The following is a 19,944-nucleotide window of genomic DNA, read 5'->3' on the forward strand; positions in this document are numbered from 1 at the left end:
AAAGAAAGGAAGATGATAATGAAGAAAAAATTTATTATAGGAATGCTTTTAGTCCTATCCCTATTTATGGTAGCTTGTTCCAATAAAAAAGAAGAAGCCCAAGGGGAAGGCAAGGTCTTAAAGGTTGCAGTTTCAGAAGATACTACAACACTTGAACCAAATGCACTTTCTGATGACTATGAAGAAAATATTTTAATTCAAGTTTATGACACTTTAGTTAAGAGAAATTCTAAGGGTGAACTGGTAAATTCACTTGCAGAATCAATTGAAAACCCAGACCCACAAACTTTTAAAATTAAACTTAGAGAGGGAGTTAAGTTCTCTGATGGAAGCCCACTTACTGTTGATGATGTAATTTTCACTCTTCAAAGAGCAGCAGCAAGTGACAGATACAAATCTTTTTATGGAAAAATTGACGCAAATTCTTACAACAAAGAAGATGATTTAACTTTTTCCTTTAAACTAAGTGAACCAGATGCAGCATTTTTAAATTCACTATCACATCCAGCAGTGTCTATAGTGTCTAAGGCCTATGTAGAAGGTGGAGCAGATCTTACTATTGCACCAATGGGAACTGGTCCCTTTGTCTTAGATGAGTGGATTCAAAATGACCACGCCACTTTTTCCGTAAATGAAAATTATTGGGGCGACAAGCCAACAATTGCTGGCATCGAAATGAAGGTTATACCAGAAGCTTCACAAAGAATTATTGAGCTTGAAAGTGGTGGAGTTGACCTTGCTTATAAAATTGACCCTGCAGAAATTTCAAATATAGAAGAAAATAAAGATTTAAAGCTTTACAGAAGATTAGATAATTCAATTCATTTTATTGGATTTAACGTAGCTAAGGCTCCTTTTGACAAGTTGGAAGCAAGGGAAGCTATGGTAAATGCAATTGACACTAAGACAATTTTTGAAACTGTATACATGAACAGTGGAAAGCTTGCAACAAGCCCAATAAACCCTAACTTCAAATATTCTATTGCAGATTCATTAAAGCCAAATGCAGTAAATAAAGAAAAGGCAAAGGAACTTTTTGCTGCAGCAGGTCTTGGAGAGGGAACAAATCTTAAAATTTATACTTCTGACAACCAACAAAGAGTTAATGTTGCAACAATGATGCAAGACCAATTAAAGGATTATGGAATTGGTCTTAGCGTAGAAAGACTTGAATGGGGTGCCTTTGTAGATGCTGTTAGAAATAAGGAACATGATATGTTTATTATGAGTTGGAACCCATCAATAGTAGATGCACATTATGAACTTTTCCAACCTTTCCATTCTGAAAATAAAGGTAAGGAGCCAAATGTCACATTCTTTGGAAATGAAGAACTTGATAATTTAATTAAAGAAGGTATTTCAACTATTGACGATGCTAAGAGAGCTGACATCTATAAGAGAGCCCAAGAGCTTATCAATAGAGAATATCCATGGCTTTACATCTGCTATGGCGAGACACTTGTTGCTGGTTCTAATAAAGTAGAAGGTCTTGATCTTCTTCCAAAATATCCACAAGAGCTTAAAGATGTAAAACTTTTAGAAAAATAATTTTTTTAAATTCACCAAGGTCTTCTTTGGTGAATTTTGTCTTTTCTATAGAAGAAAGGATTAGATATGACTAAATATGTATTAAAGAGACTTTTAATATTAATACCTACACTTCTTGGAGTGAGCTTTATAGTTTTCTTGCTCCTTTACTTGTCGCCAGGAGATGCTGCCCTTGCTGCAGCTGGACCTAACGCACCTAAGGAGACAGTTGATGCTATAAGAGAAAGTCTTGGACTAAATAAGCCCTTTATAGTTCAATATGGAAATTACTTAAAGGATTTAATTTTTCACTTTGACCTTGGCAAAAGCTATCAGTCAGGAAGATCAGTTTCAGAAGCCCTATTAAGAGTTTTTCCAACAACTTTAAAACTTGCAGGTGGCGCCCTTGTCGTTGCCATAATTATGGGCATAACTTTTGGCGTAATAGCAGCCCTAAAGAAAAATACTTTTATTGACTCAATGATTACTGCCCTAGGCATGGTTGGACTTGCAATGCCAATTTTTTGGTCAGGACTTTTACTTATAATTGTATTTTCAACAAAGCTAAAAATTTTACCAGCATCAGGTTTTTCTTCCATAAAGCACATGATCCTGCCTTGGTTCGCCCTAGGCTTTCAGTCATCAGCTGTAATTATGAGGATGACAAGATCTGCCATGTTAGATGTTCTGGACAAGGACTACATCAGGACTGCCTATGCCAAGGGACTTTCTAAGCCAAAAATTATTTTTGTCCACGCCCTTAAAAATGCAATGATTCCTGTTATAACCACAATTGGACTTCAAGCAGGTGGACTTCTTGGTGGAAGTATTTTGACAGAAACAATTTTCTCCATTCCTGGCATTGGAAGGCTAATGGTTGACTCCATAAAAACTCGTGACTACCCAATAATTCTTGGGGCAATAATGCTTATAGCCATAGTTTATTCTGTAATTTCCATTATCGTTGACATCCTCTACGGCTTTATCAATCCAAGAATAAAGGCAGACTACAAGTAGGTGAAACATGTTAAAGAGATTAAAAACATTTTTTAAATATTACAGGAGAAATAAAGTTGCAGTAGTGGCACTGGTTCTTTTAATCATCATTATTTTTGCTGCAATTTTTGCCGATTTCCTTTCACCCTACGACTACACAGAGCAGTTTCCCAAGGACAATTTTTTGAAGCCAAGTAGGGCCCACTTAATGGGGACAGATAATTTTGGACGAGACATATTTTCGAGAGTCCTTCACGGAGCTCAGGTCTCCCTTAAAATTGGTTTCACATCTGTAATTATTTCCACAGTAATTGGAGTAATTATTGGCGCCTTGGCAGGTTACTACGAGGGAATTTTTGATGCCATAATTATGAGAGTCATGGACACAATCTTATCCATTCCACAACTTGTCCTTGCCATTGCCCTTGCTGCAGCCCTTGGTGGCGGCATGAAAAACTTAATTTTGGCAGTTTCCCTATCTTCTATTCCTTCCTATGCAAGGATAGTTAGAAGTCAGGTCATGTCTGTAAAAAATTTGGAGTACATTGAATCGGCAAGGCTGGCTGGAGTAAAAACTTTTAAATTAATTTTTGCAGAAATTTTACCCAACTGCTTTGCGCCCATAATTGTCCAAGCCACAATTGGCGTTGGAACTGCAATCTTATCTGCAGCTTCCCTTTCCTTTATCGGCATGGGAATTATGCCGCCAGAAGCAGAGTGGGGTCAAATGCTTTCTGAAGGGAGAGCTTATATTAGAAACTATCCACACATAACTCTATTCCCAGGCATGGCAATTGCCATAACGATTTTACTTTTAAATATTGTTGGCGACGCCTTAAGAGATGCCTTTGACCCAAAGTTCAGGAGGTAGTATGTTATTAGAAATAAAGGACCTTGAAGTTTTTTTCAAAAGCTCCCAAGGCATAGTAAAGGCTGTAAATAAAGTTAATATAAATACTCGTGAAAAAATGACAACTGCCATAGTAGGTGAATCTGGCTCGGGAAAGTCTGTAACTTCACTAGCCATTATGGGTCTTTTGGATAAGTCCTCTCTTGAAAAAATTTCTGGCGAGATAATTTTTGAAGGAAAAAATCTTTTAGAGTCTTCTCCAGAAGAATTAAGGCACATTAGAGGCAATGAAATTTCTATGATTTTTCAAGAACCCATGACTTCACTAAATCCTGCCCTAAAGATTGGCTACCAAATGTCTGAAGTCTTTAGGACTCACTTTGACATGGATAAAAAAACTGCCAAGGAAAAATCTTTAGAGATGATAAAAAAAGTTGAAATAGGTAGGGCAGAAGATGTCTACAATTCTTATCCTCACGAACTTTCTGGAGGCATGAGGCAGAGAATTATGATTGCCATGGCACTTTCATCTTCTCCAAAACTTTTAATAGCAGATGAACCTACAACTGCCCTTGATGTTACCATTCAAAAGGAAGTTTTGGAGCTCATGAAAAAATTAAAGGAAGATATGAATACTTCTATAATTTTTATAAGTCACGATCTTGGAGTTGTTTCTGACATTGCAGATTATGTAAATGTAATGTATGGAGGAAAAATCGTGGAGAGGGCGAGGGCAGAAGATATATTTAAAAAGCCCCTTCACCCTTACACAAGAGGACTTATAAGGGCAATACCTACTGCTCACAAGAAAAAGGACCAGCTCTACACAATTAGGGGGTCAGTTCCAAATCCAATTGATCTTCCAGAATCCTGCTACTTCTGCGACAGGTGTGACGAGAAGATGAAAATTTGCCAGGAAAAAATTCCTGAAGAAGTGGACATTGACGGTCATAAGGTATCCTGCTTTTTGTATAGGTGATAAAATGAAGGACGAAATTATTTTACAAGTTAAAAATTTAAATAAAGAATTTAAAATTAGCGGCGGCAAAAGCTTTAAGGCAGTTGATGACATTTCCTTCGACCTAAAAACTTCACACACTCTTGGCGTTGTTGGCGAAAGTGGCTCAGGCAAGTCGACTCTTGCCAGGTGCATCATGGGACTTTATCCTGACGCCAGCGGAGAAATAATTTATAAGGGCAAAAATATCTTAAAGGAAAATCAGAGGGAATTAAAGGAATATAGAAAAGATGTGCAGATGATTTTTCAAGACCCCTATTCCTCACTTAACCCCAGAAAAAAGTGCAAGGACATAATTGCATCGGGCATAAGAAATCTCTTAGGCGAGAAGGACAAAAAGAAAATCGAAAAAAAAGTTTTGGAGACCATGGAAATTTGTGGGCTTTCAGAATATCACATGGAGAGATATCCCCACGAATTTTCTGGAGGACAGAGGCAGAGGATTTCCATTGCCAGGGCTCTTGCCGTTGATCCAAAAATAATTGTGGCAGACGAGCCAACTTCTGCTCTTGATGTTTCCATTCAGGCACAAATAATAAACCTGCTTGAAGACCTGCAAAGGGACTTGGGTCTATCCATGATTTTTATTTCTCACGACCTCTCTGTTGTAAGGCATGTGGCAGAGGAAGTCCTGGTCATGTATAAGGGTAGATGCGTGGAGTATAATGAGTCCGAAGAAATTTTTGAAAAGCCAAGAGAGGACTACACGAAAAAATTATTGTCATCAGTGCCAGGCAAGACTCTGGCGCAAGTGGAAGATGTGTAGAAATTTTTCTTCCTGGGTATTATAATTAGATAAAGTAGATAAAACTGTAGGCCTCTACAGTTTTTTATTTTGGAGGTGAAAAGATGCTTAATGAAGAGGGCAAAAGAATTTTTTTTAGCGACCAAGAAAATAATATTGACCTTCCCCTTGAAATAATTGAGGATATTTATGACAAAAGAGAAGAGAAAATAGATTTTAAATCAAGTGATGATGATTCAAGTGAAGAAGAAAACTTTACTCACAAAGAATTTGAGGAGAGTCAAGAAGAAAGTCTAGAAGAAGTTCAAAAGGAAGCTCAAGATGACAATCAAGAAGATGAGGATTTATTTGATGAAAATAAATATGATCCCTATTACTTGGAGAGAATCGACGAAGTTCAGGAAATGTTGGAAGAAATTTGCGAGTCCATACCTTCTTATGCCTATGAGCATCTTAATGGTGGTATAATTCTTACAGAAGAGGCAAAGTACCACGAGGAAGCCTATGCAGAGGATCTAGTTATCATGGGCGAGTACCAAAGGTCAATGCTTGGCAACATGATAAAAATTTATTATGGGTCCTTTATGGACATGTACAGATTTTCCTCAAGGGAGACCCTAAGGGAAAAGCTAGAGGAAGTTCTCCTCCACGAGTTCACTCATCACTTGGAGTTTCTTGCCAATGAGTGGGGACTTGTAATTGAAGACAAGAAATTTTTAGAAGAATATAGAAAAAGGAAGCAAAATGAATAAAATTTTAGGATATTTTTATAAGGGTTTAGGCAAATTTTTTGACCTCATCTTAACCTTTTTAATTGTAATAGTTAATATTGCTGTTGATTTATTTTCAGCTGTAAGGAGATTGTTCTTGTATATAATTTCCATGGGCGGCTGCTTGATAATATTTTTACTTTTAAATCCATTTGCTTGGCAGGGACTTGCAAAAAATAAGTGGCTCTCAACTCTAATCATGCTGGCTATTATTGTGCCCCTACTTGGCAATGTGTCAGAATCTTTTTTGAAGTACATACACTACATGGTGACAGAATTTTTCTACGACAGGGCAGATCATTATCTCCTTGGTAAGGCTAATGAATTCGAAAGTATTTCTGGCTACGGCAGGGCTTATTGGGAGAAAAAAGAAAGGGAAAGAATTAGACAAGAGGAAGAGAGAAGGAAGAAGAGAGAGGAAGAATTTAGAGAGAGATTTAAAGATTTCGGTGGCTTTACTTGGACGACCTTCGACGACTTTTCTCAGTTTGATGAATTTTTTAGGCAGCAAGGTTATGGCGGCTTTTATGAAAATCAAGGCGGCTCTTATGGAAATAATTATGGTGGATCCTACGGAAAGGGGCAAGGTGGTGGATACGGGTTTAAGGACCAATACGAAAAAGCCTGCGACACTCTCGGCGTAAATTATAACGCAGACAAGTATGAAGTGAAGCTTGCCTACAGAAAGATGGCAAAAAAATATCACCCTGACTTAAATAAGGAAGAGGGCGCCAAGGAAAAATTCCAAGAAATAAATGCAGCCTATGAATTTTTAAATGACTCAAATATTGAGATGTATAAAAAAATGTCTGGTGCAAATTAATTTTATTTGATATGAAAATTTAGACAAAAAGAAAGGACCACGAGGGTCCTTTTTTGGTGCTTAGATTTTTAAAAATTATAAGAATCTAATATATAAGAAAAATGTTTTAACTAACTGTGAAAAAATTATTTAATTATACTTTCTCCCATTTGGAAATATTCATCTGGGTCAATTGCTTTTTTATCTCTAAAGTTCATATTGTGTAAGAGATATTGATTGCCCTTGTATTCAAAGATTAAGTAAGTTGAGACAGCTTCAGTTCTGTCTGAACCCTTGCCACCGATGCCAACATTAAAGAAAGGATCCTTTTCAAATCTTTCTTTGTCAGCAGGACTTAAGTCTTCCTTGCTTCCAACAAATAAATTGTCATAAACTGAGTAGTAAAAATCAACTCCATTAATAGTTCTCATCTCCTTGTAAGGAGCACTTGAAATAGGGTCGTGACCTTCAACAATTCTATCTATAGCTAAAGTGATGTGATCTGAATCTTCTCCTCTTTGCTTTTTGTAGTTAACATCAATTGTCTTTCTCTTATTTAACTTTGCACCAGTTTCATCAACATCTGCAGTATTTATAATTGTTATTCCGTCAAATTTATAGTCGCCTAAATTTTCTGGAGCGTAGGCTTCAAGACCTGCCTTTTTTTCTGCCTTGGCAAGGTCAGTGTACTCTGTATAATCATATTTATGAGATGAAGATGAAATTGATCCAGTAATTTTTCCTGCTGCGAAAACTCCCACTGAAAGGACAAGGGCAAGGGCAGCCACAAATATAAATTTCTTTTTCATTTTAAATTCTCCTTTTTCTTCTTTAGACTTAATTTCTAAGTCAATTTTATTTTTGAGGTAAGAAGAAGGAGCAGAATTTTCCACGCTTTTTTCTAATTTGTCTTTTATATACTCATCAAAATTATTAAAATTATTCATAAATACTCTCCTTCTCGCCAAAGTCTTGGTCGACTTTCATTATTTCTTTCTTTAAATTTTTTCGAGCTCTAAAAAGTCTAGACTTAACTGTACCCTGAAAGGTCTTTAAAATTTTTGCAATTTCTTCTATGGAGAAGTCGTCGTAATAAAAGAGGACTAGGACTTCTCTTTCCTTGTGATTTAATTTTAAGAGGGCTGATTCAACTTCATTATTTAATACAAATTCATCTTCTCCACTTGAAATAAAATTTGAGTCAGCCTTTTCCAAAACAAATTCGTCGGGAAATTCTCTCTTTCTATTTTTATATCTGGTGTAGCAAGAATTTTTTAAAATTGAAAAAATCCAAGGTCTCAATTTGTTAAATTCCTTCAAGTTATTTATGTTTTTGTAAATAGAAAGGAAGGTGTCTTGGAGAACATCTTCTGCCTCCTCCCTATTTCCCAAGATTAGAAGGGCAGTTCGGTACAAGCTTAAGTAGTATTCTTCATAGAGGAGATCAAAGGAATCTTTGTCGCCCTTTTTTAATTTTTTAAAATTTTCAATGTTAAATTTTTGGGGATTCATTTTAACCTCCTTTAGATGCATCTACTTATAAGACCATTTAGGATGCGAAAAGGTTCATTTTTTTCAAAAAAAATCTCCACCTAAGTGGAGAAATTAATTTAAAGTCTTATCTGATATCCAGCCCCTCAAATTTTCACCAGAGATGCTGGACTTAACTTCTACATGGCACCAAATTCTCTTGCCCTGCTCGATTTTTGTCTCTAAGACATAGAGTTCAGTTCCCTTTTCCAAAATTTTTATAATTTCAGAATCTACACTTGCTTCCTTTCTTAGGTTTGCCTTTTCTGTGGCAACATTCCTGTAAGTGTGAAGAAGTTCAGAAGATTTTTTTGCAGTTTGAGCTGCATCTGTGTAGTCATTTTCTTTTTCAAAACTTTCTGTTTGATCTTTATCTTTGTTTATATCAATAGCGTTTTTGCTTTCAATTTCTTTTTTTAGGCTTGTGGCCTTGGCAGATTCAGGCACGACGCCAAGGTAGGAATTTAAAAGAAGCATTGCTTCGTTTACTTTATTTTCCTTGTAAGTGTCCTTTACTTTATTCAAAATTATATTGTCTATGGAGAGAAGTTTATCTTGAGCTGCCTTATAATTTTTCTCATCTTCTTGAATTACCTTTTTAAAATTGTAGGCTGAATCGATATAATTTTCTTCCTGGTAAAGTTTTATGCCCTTTTGGTAGAAGTCATCAGATTGAACTAACTTCTTTAGTTTTTCCATTTCATTTGAAATTTCTGGACTGGTCTTTTTCTTTGTAGCTTCCTTGTATAAGTCCAGTGCCTCTTTGTACTCGCCACTTAGGGCAAGTCCCCTTGCGTCCTCAATTTTATTTTCGTTTCTAGTTATAACTGCGAAATTAATTATAAATAGAGAGATTATGGACAAAATAATAATTAAAACTATGGAGAAAAGCACAATCTTTGCAGAAAATTTCTTTGGTTTTTTTGTAGTCACTTCATTAGTTCTATCAACTTTGAGACTCTCGGTGTTTGGAGCAATCTTTGAAAGGTTTGTCTGAGTCAAGTGAGTCTCAAGGGTCCTTAAATTTATGTCTGAAGTTGACTTGGTGTTTTCAAGAACATTTAAAATTTTTGAATTAATAAGTGGCTCAGTCAAATTATTTAGGACAAAACTTTTATTTCTGCCACAAAAATCACATTCGCTGCTGTCCTTTTCGTTTATAAAACCACAGGCACAGCGCCAAAAATCAATTTGGTTTTCGCCATAAGTTTTTATTCCCTCGCCAAGAGTTTCCTTTATTTGTGCACGCTTTTTTTCGGGAATGACTGGCAGACTCATGTCATATTTTTTTTCTGAAGAGGTATAAGTCTTTCCGTCGCAAGTGTACTTTGATATGTAAATGTCTATAGCCCTTGCCTTATAAAATCTCTCGTCTAATAAAAAGGGATCCAAAAAATATCTCGTGTAGGGCTCAATATTTACAGCTTGAGAAAAATAAAATTCTCTGCCATTAAAGAGATAGGACTTTTCAATAGACTTAAACTTTACGGCAAATTCAATGTTTGTTACAAAGGAGTCCTGTGCATTTAAGACATCAATTGCTAGGGCGAAATCGCCGCTAGTGAGTTCTGCATTGGCAATTTGAATTTTTTCACTTGTATTAAAGCTAAGTTTGGTTGGCAGTGTTCTAAAAAAACTCATAAAGACTCCTTTCTATCCATACTTTATTACTTAATTATAAGCTACTTGAAAAATTTTTACAATATGCCTTCTATTTACTAAATTAGACCTTTAGCCTATAATTTAATTATATGGAAGGAGAAGGTGAAATGAACTTAAAAGGAAAATACATTAAGCTCAATGACGAGGAAATTTTTTATCTGGACAATGAAAGCAAATCGGAGAAAAATATTTTAATGATTCATGGAAATATGTACTCATCTTCTTGTTTTATTGAAATTATAAAAAAGTTAGAGGACTATCACATATTTGCCCCTGACATGAGGGGATATGGCAAGTCTTCCTACAATAATAAAATTACTTCAATTGATGATTTTGTTTCGGACATCAAGGAATTTATTTTAAGGTTGGATATAAAAAACTTTACCCTAGTCTCCTGGTCTCTTGGCGGCGGCGTCGCCCTTGAACTTGCCAGGGACAAGGACATAAAAGATAGGATAAAAAATCAAATTTTTCTTGCGCCCTTTGGCTACGCACCCTTTAGGACCAATGGCGCAGATATTTTGACAAATAATTTTCATGAGTATTTAAATAATTTTGACTTCATAAATCCTCAAAAAAATTTAGAAATTTTCAAGGGTCTCATGGCCTTTAACATGAATTTAATCGAGGACAGTTTTGCCAGCATGGGCATGACGGGTACAGAATTAAAAAAAGACAACATCAGAGTTTTATTTAAGACCTTTATCTACAATGTAAAATTGCCAGAAAAGGAAGAGTTTGAGAGAAACCTTGAATCGGCAATTAGGCAGAGAAATCTAGATGAAGTTGCAGGCATCTTGAGAGATTATAAATATCATGGAGGGAGTCTTGCAATGAAGAGCCTAGTCCTTCATGGCTATGATGACAAAATAATATCTTACATGGATGGAAAATTTTTGGCAGATGAAATTGGCGCAAGATTTGAAAAGCTAGACAATTGTGGACACTCTGTAATGACTGACAAAAAGAATTTAGTAATAAAAAATATAAAAAAATTTGTGGAGGAATAAATGAAAGTACTATTAGGCCAAGGCATGGCAAGAAAATATGGCGACACGATAAGAAAATTAGGTTACCAGGTAATTGGCTACGACGAAAAAAATCCCAATGCAGTGGAAGATTATGGCGAAGACATATTAATTGGCGCAATAAATTTAGAAAATTTAAATTACAAGGACCACAAAAATTTAAAGTACATCTTTTTGACATCAGTGGGCATTGACTTTTTGGACTTAAATTACATTAAAGAAAAGGAAATAATATTATCCAACAACAACGGCGCCTATGACGACCCCATAGCTGAGTGGATTGTCTATGGACTCCTTCAAATAGATAAGGAAGACAGAAAAAATATAGAAAACCAAAAGGAAAAACTTTGGAAGAAGAGAAGCTTCTCCCACAACCTCTATGGCAAGAAGGCAATATTTTTGGGCACAGGCACAATTGCCATAGCGGGAGCAAAAAGGCTAAAGGGCTTTGACATTGAGCTAAATGGCTTTAACACCAGTGGCAGAAAAGTTGAGCCCTTTGACAATGTCTATTCAGTAGATGAGCTTGACCACATACTTCCACAAATGGACTACATCATAATGTGCCTACCAGGAACAGAAAAAACTCATCACATATTAAATAGAGAAAGATTTAAAAATCTAAAAGATGGAGTAGTAATAGTAAACATATCAAGGGGAGCAACAATTGACGAAGAGGCACTTGTAGAAGCCCTTGAAGAAGGAAAAGTAAGAGGGGCAGCCCTAGATGTCTTTGAAGAAGAACCACTAGATGAATCATCACCACTTTGGGACATGGATAATGTCTACATCTATCCACACATCTCCTTCTCCTGCGAAGACTTGGGCAGAAGACAGTTTGAAACAGCCTACCAAAACCTAAAGGCCCTAAAAAACGACGGCGACTTCAAAAATATAGTAGACTTCGACAAGGGCTATTGAAAATAAAATAAATTGGGGAAGAGTTTGTAATTTATATAAATAAGTTGCAAACTCTTTTGTGCATAAAACATACTGATTACATAGCTTAAATTGATTTTATAGGCGATTTCAGTTATAATTACTTTAATTATGATATATTTTAATCGGAATTTTGACAGATTTTGCCAAGACCTTATCCCCGGGGATTGGGTTTTTTTATGGAGGTTTTATGAGCAATAAAAAATTTTATGTTACAACGCCAATTTATTATCCAAGTGACAATCTTCACATTGGTCATACTTACTGCACTGTGGCAGTTGATTGCGTTAAGAGATTTAAAAAAATGCAAGGCTACGATGTTTTCTTTACTACTGGCACTGATGAACATGGTCAAAAGATAGAGGCTAAGGCTAAGGAATTTGGCATGAAGCCAAAGGATTATGTTGATGGCATTGTCAAAAATATCAAAAAGCTTTGGGAAACTATGGATATCGACTATGATTATTTTGTCAGATCTACTGATGAGGATCACGAAGAAGATGTTAGAAATATTTTCCAAGAGCTTTACGACAAGGGCGACATCTACAAGGGCGAATATGAAGGTTATTATTGTACTCCTTGTGAAGCTTTTTGGACTGAGGCACAAGTTGGTGAAGACCACACTTGCCCTGACTGTGGAAGACCAACTCAGCTTACTCACGAGGAATCTTATTTCTTTAGGCTTTCTAAGTACAAGGACAGACTTTTAAAGTATTATGAAGACCACCCTGAGTTTATTGAGCCTGCTTTTAGAAAAAATGAAATGGTTAAAAACTTTTTCGAGGGCAAGGACGGTCTTGAAGATCTTTCTGTTTCTAGGTCTACTTTTGATTGGGGAGTTAAGGTTCCCTTTGATGACAAGCATGTTGTCTATGTTTGGATAGATGCTCTTGCATGCTATTTAACTGCTATTTGTTATGGCACTGACAAGGAAAAGTTTAATTCTTATTGGCCAGTTGGCGTTCACTTTGTTGGCAAAGAAATTATTAGGTTCCATGTTATTATTTGGCCTGCTATTTTAATGGCACTTGATTTGCCTCTTCCTGACAAGGTTTTTGGTCACGGCTGGATTTTATTTGACAACGACAAGATGAGTAAGTCCAAGGGAAATGTTATTTATCCTGAGCCAATTATCAAGCTTTATGGTGTTGATGCTCTTAAGTATTTCTTGCTAAGGGAATTTTCTTTTGGCTCTGACGGGTCCTTTAATATTGAAAAATTCATGCAAAGACTTAATTCTGATTTAGCCAACGACCTTGGCAACCTTCTTTCAAGAACTGTCTCCATGATTTCTAAATACAATGATGGAGTTATTGAAGACAAGGGCGTTAGAGAAGATGTTGACGATGATCTTGAAAAGCTTGCTGTTTCTGTAATTGACGAAGTGGAAGAAGCCATGGAACACTACCAATTTTCTGTTGCCCTAGAAGCAATTTGGAAGTTAATCAGAAGATCTAACAAGTATGTTGATGAAACTGAACCTTGGAAGCTTGCAAAAGATGATGACAAGAAGGACAGACTTAACACTGTTTTATACAACTTGGCAGAAAGTTTAAGAATTGTTTCTGTTTTAATTTATCCATTTATCAAGGATACTTCTCTAAAGATTAGAGAGCAACTTGGTGTAAATGGCGAAATTAATTGGGAAGATGCAAGAACTTTTGGCTTAATAGAAGATGGCACTAAGGTAAATAAGGGCGAAGTTATTTTCCCAAGACTTGACATCGAAGCTGAAATTGATAGATTTAACGAAGAAAACACTGCTCTTTTAAATTCTAGAATTATGGCAGAAGCTCATAAAGAAGTTGAAGAAGATATAAAAAAGGAAATTAATATAGAAGATTTTGCAAAGCTTGATATTAGAGTTGCAGAAATTGTTGACGTAGAAGATCATCCTAATGCTGATAAACTTTATGTCCTAAAATTAAAAATAGGCGATATGGATAGGCAAATTGTCTCTGGCATAAAGGAATACTACAAGAAAAATGAATTGATTGGAAAAAAAATCCTCATGATTTTAAATCTAAAGCCAATTAAATTAAGAGGTGTTGAGTCCAGTGGTATGCTTCTTGCTGCAGAAGATGATGAAGGAAATTTAAGTCTTGCATCAACTTTAGCTGACATTAAATCAGGAGCAAAAATTAGTTAGGAGAGACTATGATAGATTCACATGTGCACTTAGACGACGAGGCTTTTAAGGAAGACCGCGAGGACATAATAAAGAGTTTAGGTGAAAATGGAATAGAACTTGTTATAAATAATTCTTCTGACCTCCCTTCATCTGAGAGGTCAGTGGAGCTTGCCAATAAATACGAAAATATTTACGCAGCTATTGGAGTTCATCCTCATGAGGCAAGGACTTATGATGATGAAGTTGAAAAGAGACTTATTGAACTTTCGGGGGACAAAAAAGTCCTGGCAATAGGAGAAATTGGTCTTGACTATTATTACGACAACTCTCCAAGAGATGTGCAAAAGAAAGTTTTTAAGAGGCAAATTGAGCTGGCAGCTAAGCTAAAGAAAAATATTGTAATTCACTCTCGCGACGCAGCAAAGGATACCTTTGACATCTTAAAGGAAGCTCACGAGAAATATGATTTCACAGCTTTAATTCACTGTTTCTCCCAATCTGTGGACATGATGAGAGAGTATTTAAAGCTGGGCGACTACATTGCCCTTGGTGGTGCAGTTACCTTTAAAAATGCAAAGACTCCCAAGGAAGTTGCCAAGGCAGTTGACCTTGATAGACTCCTTCTCGAAACAGACTGTCCCTACATGACACCTGCTCCCTATAGGGGCAAGAGAAATGAGCCAAAGCTTGTGAAGTTTACCTGCCAATACATTGCAGATTTAAGGCAAATGGATGCAAGTGAGCTTGAAAAAATTACTGGAGAAAATACAAAGAGGTTTTTTGGAATATGAAAATGACAATTAAAGAAGTAATTGTCGCTGAGGGTCGTGACGACGAGATTGCCATAAAAAAGGCAGTGGATGCAGAGGTTATTACCACTCACGGCTTTGCCTTTGGCAGAAATTTAATAAATCTTTTAAAAGAAATGGACAAGAAAAAGGGCATAATCATCTTCACAGACTCGGACTACATGGGTTCTCAAATAAGAAAGAGAATTGCTGATGAAATTCCAAATGCTAAGCACGCCTACCTTTCTCAAAGTGTATCCACAAAACATGGTGACATTGGCGTGGAAAATGCCTCTGCCGAAGAAATTTTAAAGGCACTAAAGGCAGCACGAGCTACAAAAACTGATGCCATAAGTGAATACACTATGGATGATTTAATAGAAAACAGACTTATAAATTCTGAAGATGCAAGTGCCAGACGCGAAAAACTTTCGGAAATCCTAAAAATAGGATATGGAAATGGAAAAAAGACCCTTCATAAATTAAATTCCTTTGGCATTACAAGGGAAGAATTTGAAGAGGCTATGAAGGAAGTGAATTCCCATAGATAGATTATATAAACCAAGCAAACTTTCAGAGATCCTTACTAAGTATGGATTTAGATTTACAAAATCACTGGGGCAAAACTTTTTAATCGACGGAAATATTGTGAGAAAAATTGCCGACGCAGCTGAAATAAGTGAAGATGACAATGTCCTTGAAATTGGTCCTGGAGTTGGAACCTTAACAGAAGAATTGGCTCTCAGGGCAAAAAAAGTTCTTGCAGTTGAAATTGACGAAAAGTTAAGAGACCTTCACAAGGAAACTCTTGCCCTAGATAATGTTAAAGTAGTTTATGGAGATTTTTTGGACTTAGACTTAAAAAAACTTTGCCAAGAAGAATTTGGCGACGAGGGCTTTAAGGTGGTTGCAAATCTTCCATATTATGTGACAACGCCAATAATTGAAAAATTAATTTTGGCTCAGGTAAATTTAATTTCTATTACAGTAATGGTTCAAAAGGAAGTTGCAAAAAGACTTGCAGCAGAGCCAGGAAGTAAAGATTATGGCTCATTATCTGTCTTTATAAATTATTACACAGATTGTAAGTACAAATTTCAAGTGCCAAGTTCAGTTTTTATGCCAAAGCCCAATGTTGACTCGGCAGTTGTGAACTTGAAGATGAAAAAGAGAGAAGAAGTTGACACAGACTTTTTATTTAAAGTTGTTCGTGCAGCTTTTACAACTAGGAGAAAGACTATTTTAAATTCTCTTTCCAATTCAAAATTAAATTACACAAAAGATGATATAAAAAGAGCCTTAGAACTAAGTGGCATTGACGAGAGCAGAAGAGCTGAAACTCTAAAGCTTGAAGAATTTATTGTTTTAAGTGTAAATTTTAAAAGTGTGGGGTAACAAAAATGAAAGATAAATATATAGATGAAATCTCAAAAAAAGTTGAAAAAGATATTTCTAACTTCAACAAGGAAGAGGACTTAATAGAAATACTTTCTCAAATATTTAAAGCCCTATCTGATCCTACGAGGATAAAGATTATTTATGCGCTGATGAATGGACCACTATGCGTATCTGATATTTCAGTCTTGCTTGACATGAGTCAGTCTTCCATATCACATCAGCTTGCACTTTTAAGAAATCAAAACTTAATAAAGGTAAAGAGAATAGGCAGAAGAGCCTACTATTCCCTAGACGACGAGCACGTCCTATGTATATTTAAAGACGGACTAGAACACGCAAAACACAAACTATAAAAATATTAGGCATAAAAAGCTTAAAGAATTTGCTTCACTTATACTAATGGAGTATAATAAAAGTAAGTAATGAGGAGGAATAAAATGAGTAAAGTAACAGTATATACAAGTAACACTTGCCCTTATTGCACAATGGCAAAGGATTATTTAAAGGAAAGAGAAGTAGACTTCGAAGAAAAGAACGTTCAAACTGACAAAGAAGCAAGAAACGAACTAATGGCAATGGGATACACTGGTGTGCCAGTAATCTGCATTGACGACGAACAAATCGTTGGCTTCGACAAAAATAGATTAGACGAATTATTAAAATAAATTTTAAAAATTAGAAGAAAAATAGATGCTATGGGGGCATCTATTTTTTTGGGAGTGAAGATGAATTTAATATCGGTATTTTTAATTGGAGTGGGACTTTCCATGGACGCCTTTGCGGCAGCAATATGTAAGGGCCTTTCCATTAGAAAAAATTTTTTAGAAAAATCCTTTGTCATTGCATTATTTTTTGGAGTCTTCCAAGCATTGATGCCCTATATAGGTTATCTCTTGGGCTCAATTTTTGCAGAAAAGCTTCAAGCAGTGGACCACTGGATAGCCTTTGTCCTCTTGTCAATTATTGGGGTGAATATGATAAGAGAATCAAGGGACAAAACTTGCACAATTGAAGAAGATAGGCTTGATCTTAAAAACTTATTTATGCTTGCCATAGCCACATCAATAGATGCCCTTGCAGTGGGAGTGTCCTTTGCCTTCTTGAAGATAAAAATATCTCTTGCAGTATTTGTAATTGGACTTACAACTTTTGTAATTTCCTTTTTTGGAGTGAGAATAGGAAGGGCCTTTGGCATTGCCTTAAAGGACAAGGCACAGGTGGCAGGAGGCTTAATTTTAATTTTTCTAGGACTAAAAATTTTAGTTGAGCATTTAGGATTATTAGCCTTTTAATTTAATAATATTAGAACTCTCCTCCTTAAGGCTGGAGAGTTTTTTATTGGAAAAATTTAGCTGAAAATAATTTTTAATCAGATAAAAATTTTTAAGCAAATTTTACAAAGAGAGCAAAGATTTTCTAGTAGAATAAAAAAATTAAAGTTTCATTTAGTCAAAGATTTTGCATGAAAAATAAAATTTTCTAAAAAAATAATTCATAATTAAATCTTTTTTTAACAAATGTAATTAATATTAAAAATTTCATAAAATTTGTTTATTTGACAAAAAAATGCAAAAAGGCTTTCCTTTATTTTACTCATATTTTCATGTATAATTAGTTTGGAAAAGATTTAGATTGATTAATCATACATAGAGATTTTAATTGAATTAATCATAGGTCTTTGTTATAATATTCTTAAAAGCTGGAATGGATTCCGTAATATGAAACCACATTGGGAGGTGTGATAATGTTAGGAGATGTTACTCTTACCATGGGAGAGGCCTTTGGTGTAGCATTGACAGGACTATGCGTAGTTTTCTTGGCCCTTGTATCTTTACTAATAGCAATTCTAATTATTACTAAAGTAGTTGGAGGTATTCAAGGTAAGGCTGACGCTGGAAAGTCAAATCAAGTAGCGGCGCCTGCTAAGGCAGCACCAAAGAAAGTAGCGGCTGATAATTCAATGGACCCTGCACTTTTAGCAGCGATAGTTGGAGCAATTAGCATGCAAGAAAGATCAAGAGTTGAAAGTTTTAGAATTGTTTCTATAAACGAAAAAAAATAAATTATTTTAAATTATTCTATTATTTATGAAAAGGAGAAATTAATGAAATATCAAGTTAAAGTAGATGGAAAAGTTTTTGAAGTAGAAGTTGAAAAAGTTGGCGGAGGATACCAATCTCTTACTCCGGCATCACTTACAGCAGCACCTGTTGCAGCTCCAGTAGCACCACAAGCGGCACCTGCACCAGCAGCACCAGTTCAAGCAGCAGCACCTGCACCAGCAGCACCAGTTCAAGCAGCAGCACCAGCACCAGCACCTGCAGCACCAGCTCCAGCAGCAGCACCTGCAGCATCAGGCGGAGCAGGAGATGTAATCTCACCAATGCCAGGAACTGTTCTTAGACTTAATGTTAATAATGGAGACACAGTAGCATCTGGAGATGTTATTCTTATTCTTGAAGCTATGAAGATGGAAAACGAAATCGTAGCTCCATGTGCAGGAAAAGTAACTCTTAAAGTAACAGCTGGAGAAACAGTAGATACTGACGCATTGCTAGCAGTTGTAGAATAATAGGAGGTCGGAATATGTTATTAGAAACATTACAGGGGATTCTAGGTGAATCGGGATTTGCATCATTACAATGGCAAAATGTGGTAATGTTTATTATATCCTTCATTCTTATTTATCTAGCGATTAAAAAAGAATTTGAACCACTATTACTTCTTCCAATTGCCTTTGGTATGCTTTTAAGAAACTTGCCAATGACAGGTCTTATGGAAGTTGGAGATCCATGGCAAACTTCTGGAGTTTTGGCAATCATGTATAATGGTGTTAAGTCAAACTTATTCCCTTGCCTAATTTTCATGGGTGTAGGAGCTATGACTGACTTTGGACCACTTATTGCCAACCCAATCTCATTACTTCTTGGTTCAGCAGCACAATTTGGTATTTATGTTGCCTTTATCGTTGCTGTTAAACTTGGATTTACTGGACCAGAAGCAGCATCAATTGGTATTATCGGTGGAGCAGATGGCCCTACAGCTATATTTACAACATCACAACTTGCACCACACCTATTGGCACCAATTGCAGTAGCAGCTTATTCATACATGGCACTTATCCCAATGATTCAACCGCCAATTATGAAGGCACTTACTACTGAAAAAGAAAGAACAACAGTTATGACATCACTAAGAAAAGTATCTAAACTAGAAAAGATTATTTTCCCAGTTGTAGTTGTACTTTTCACAGCACTACTTCTTCCAGATGTAGCACCACTTCTTGGTATGCTTATGCTTGGAAACCTATTTAAGGAATCTGGAGTAGTTAATAGATTATCTGACACTGTACAAAACGCACTAATGAACATTGTAACTATTATGCTAGGAACAACAGTTGGAGCAACTGCAGACGGAGCAACTTTCCTACAACCTGCAACTATTAAAATTATTGTTCTTGGACTAATGGCATTTTGCTTTGCAACAGCAGGCGGAGTTATTTTTGGTAAAATTTTGTACATTGTAACAGGTGGAAAGATAAATCCACTTATTGGTTCAGCTGGTGTATCAGCAGTTCCAATGGCAGCTCGTGTATCACAAGTTGAAGGTAGAAAATATAATCCTACTAACTTCTTACTAATGCACGCAATGGGACCTAACGTTGCGGGAGTTATTGGCTCAGCCGTAGCAGCAGGTACATTCTTAATATTATTCGGTCATTAATTCATTCAGCTCCATAGTGAGCTGAATATTTATGCAA

At 35.9% G+C, this 19,944-nt stretch carries 22 protein-coding genes; 19 read left to right on the forward strand and 3 right to left on the reverse strand.

Annotated elements, in window-relative coordinates; genetic code table 11:
• The first annotated feature begins 18 nt into the window (after positions 1–18).
• The 7 genes from WMO19_RS03985 to WMO19_RS04015 all read left to right on the forward strand — a co-directional run bounded on the left by WMO19_RS03985 (position 19) and on the right by WMO19_RS04015 (position 6,729).
• The gene (locus WMO19_RS03985) at positions 19–1,548 is read left to right on the forward strand and encodes an ABC transporter substrate-binding protein (protein ID WP_349170286.1); all 1,530 of its coding nucleotides are present in this window, start codon (positions 19–21) and stop codon (positions 1,546–1,548) included.
• 66 nt (positions 1,549–1,614) lie between these two features.
• A complete protein-coding gene (locus tag WMO19_RS03990; protein ID WP_349170287.1) occupies positions 1,615–2,544 on the forward strand; it encodes an ABC transporter permease in 930 nt (309 codons plus the stop codon).
• Between the two features lie 7 nt (positions 2,545–2,551).
• Complete coding sequence (locus WMO19_RS03995) at positions 2,552–3,394, forward strand: ABC transporter permease (RefSeq protein WP_349170288.1); 843 nt, start codon at positions 2,552–2,554, stop codon at positions 3,392–3,394.
• A 1-nt stretch (position 3,395) separates the two neighbouring features.
• Positions 3,396–4,352 (forward strand): ABC transporter ATP-binding protein, encoded by a 957-nt coding sequence (locus WMO19_RS04000; protein WP_349170289.1) that lies wholly within the window; start codon positions 3,396–3,398, stop codon positions 4,350–4,352.
• A gap of 4 nt (positions 4,353–4,356) precedes the next feature.
• Positions 4,357–5,157: an ATP-binding cassette domain-containing protein gene (locus WMO19_RS04005; RefSeq protein ID WP_349170290.1), complete on the forward strand. Its 801-nt coding sequence runs from the start codon at positions 4,357–4,359 to the stop codon at positions 5,155–5,157.
• A gap of 83 nt (positions 5,158–5,240) precedes the next feature.
• Entirely contained in the window at positions 5,241–5,888 is a 648-nt protein-coding gene (locus WMO19_RS04010; protein ID WP_349170291.1) for a metallopeptidase family protein, read from the forward strand.
• Positions 5,881–6,729 carry a DnaJ domain-containing protein gene (locus WMO19_RS04015; protein ID WP_349170292.1) on the forward strand — a complete coding sequence of 283 codons (849 nt, stop codon included), beginning with the start codon at positions 5,881–5,883 and terminating at the stop codon, positions 6,727–6,729. Before WMO19_RS04010 ends, WMO19_RS04015 begins: the two co-directional genes overlap by 8 nt.
• A 125-nt stretch (positions 6,730–6,854) precedes the next feature.
• Here WMO19_RS04015 and WMO19_RS04020 read toward each other — a convergent pair whose 3' ends face one another.
• The 3 genes from WMO19_RS04020 to WMO19_RS04030 form a co-directional block, all read right to left on the reverse strand.
• Positions 6,855–7,655, reverse strand: coding sequence for a hypothetical protein (locus tag WMO19_RS04020; protein WP_349170293.1), 801 nt, complete (start codon positions 7,653–7,655; stop codon positions 6,855–6,857).
• Complete coding sequence (locus WMO19_RS04025; protein ID WP_349170294.1) at positions 7,648–8,220, reverse strand: RNA polymerase sigma factor; 573 nt, start codon at positions 8,218–8,220, stop codon at positions 7,648–7,650. Before WMO19_RS04025 ends, WMO19_RS04020 begins: the two co-directional genes overlap by 8 nt.
• Before the next feature lie 93 nt (positions 8,221–8,313).
• The gene (locus tag WMO19_RS04030; protein ID WP_349170295.1) at positions 8,314–9,879 is read right to left on the reverse strand and encodes an SH3 domain-containing protein; all 1,566 of its coding nucleotides are present in this window, start codon (positions 9,877–9,879) and stop codon (positions 8,314–8,316) included.
• A gap of 128 nt (positions 9,880–10,007) precedes the next feature.
• On the opposite strand from WMO19_RS04030, the gene WMO19_RS04035 reads away from it, so the two are divergent.
• From WMO19_RS04035 to WMO19_RS04090, 12 genes are all read left to right on the forward strand, one after another.
• Entirely contained in the window at positions 10,008–10,910 is a 903-nt protein-coding gene (locus WMO19_RS04035) for an alpha/beta fold hydrolase (RefSeq protein ID WP_349170296.1), read from the forward strand.
• On the forward strand, positions 10,911–11,849 hold the full coding sequence (locus WMO19_RS04040; protein ID WP_349170297.1) for an NAD(P)-dependent oxidoreductase: 939 nt from the start codon (positions 10,911–10,913) through the stop codon (positions 11,847–11,849).
• A gap of 208 nt (positions 11,850–12,057) precedes the next feature.
• Positions 12,058–14,016, forward strand: coding sequence for a methionine--tRNA ligase (metG, locus tag WMO19_RS04045; RefSeq protein ID WP_349170298.1), 1,959 nt, complete (start codon positions 12,058–12,060; stop codon positions 14,014–14,016).
• An 8-nt stretch (positions 14,017–14,024) separates the two neighbouring features.
• Entirely contained in the window at positions 14,025–14,789 is a 765-nt protein-coding gene (locus WMO19_RS04050; RefSeq protein WP_349170299.1) for a TatD family hydrolase, read from the forward strand.
• On the forward strand, positions 14,786–15,337 hold the full coding sequence (gene rnmV / locus WMO19_RS04055) for a ribonuclease M5 (RefSeq protein WP_288166604.1): 552 nt from the start codon (positions 14,786–14,788) through the stop codon (positions 15,335–15,337). Before WMO19_RS04050 ends, rnmV begins: the two co-directional genes overlap by 4 nt.
• A complete protein-coding gene (rsmA, locus tag WMO19_RS04060; RefSeq protein ID WP_349170307.1) occupies positions 15,330–16,181 on the forward strand; it encodes a 16S rRNA (adenine(1518)-N(6)/adenine(1519)-N(6))-dimethyltransferase RsmA in 852 nt (283 codons plus the stop codon). Before rnmV ends, rsmA begins: the two co-directional genes overlap by 8 nt.
• Before the next feature lie 5 nt (positions 16,182–16,186).
• On the forward strand, positions 16,187–16,537 hold the full coding sequence (locus WMO19_RS04065) for an ArsR/SmtB family transcription factor (protein WP_070611349.1): 351 nt from the start codon (positions 16,187–16,189) through the stop codon (positions 16,535–16,537).
• 84 nt (positions 16,538–16,621) lie between these two features.
• On the forward strand, positions 16,622–16,849 hold the full coding sequence (locus WMO19_RS04070) for a glutaredoxin family protein (protein ID WP_019125490.1): 228 nt from the start codon (positions 16,622–16,624) through the stop codon (positions 16,847–16,849).
• 60 nt (positions 16,850–16,909) lie between these two features.
• The gene (locus WMO19_RS04075; RefSeq protein WP_349170300.1) at positions 16,910–17,476 is read left to right on the forward strand and encodes a manganese efflux pump MntP; all 567 of its coding nucleotides are present in this window, start codon (positions 16,910–16,912) and stop codon (positions 17,474–17,476) included.
• Between the two features lie 452 nt (positions 17,477–17,928).
• Positions 17,929–18,246, forward strand: coding sequence for an OadG family protein (locus WMO19_RS04080; protein WP_332086875.1), 318 nt, complete (start codon positions 17,929–17,931; stop codon positions 18,244–18,246).
• Between the two features lie 42 nt (positions 18,247–18,288).
• On the forward strand, positions 18,289–18,756 hold the full coding sequence (locus WMO19_RS04085; protein ID WP_349170301.1) for a biotin/lipoyl-containing protein: 468 nt from the start codon (positions 18,289–18,291) through the stop codon (positions 18,754–18,756).
• Positions 18,757–18,770: 14 nt separating this feature from the next.
• Positions 18,771–19,907, forward strand: coding sequence for a sodium ion-translocating decarboxylase subunit beta (locus WMO19_RS04090; protein ID WP_349170302.1), 1,137 nt, complete (start codon positions 18,771–18,773; stop codon positions 19,905–19,907).
• Positions 19,908–19,944: the final 37 nt, after the last annotated feature.

It is taken from the genome of Peptoniphilus hominis (ex Hitch et al. 2025), from assembly GCF_040096015.1.
GTDB classification, from domain to species: Bacteria; Bacillota; Clostridia; order Tissierellales; family Peptoniphilaceae; genus Peptoniphilus_A; species Peptoniphilus_A hominis.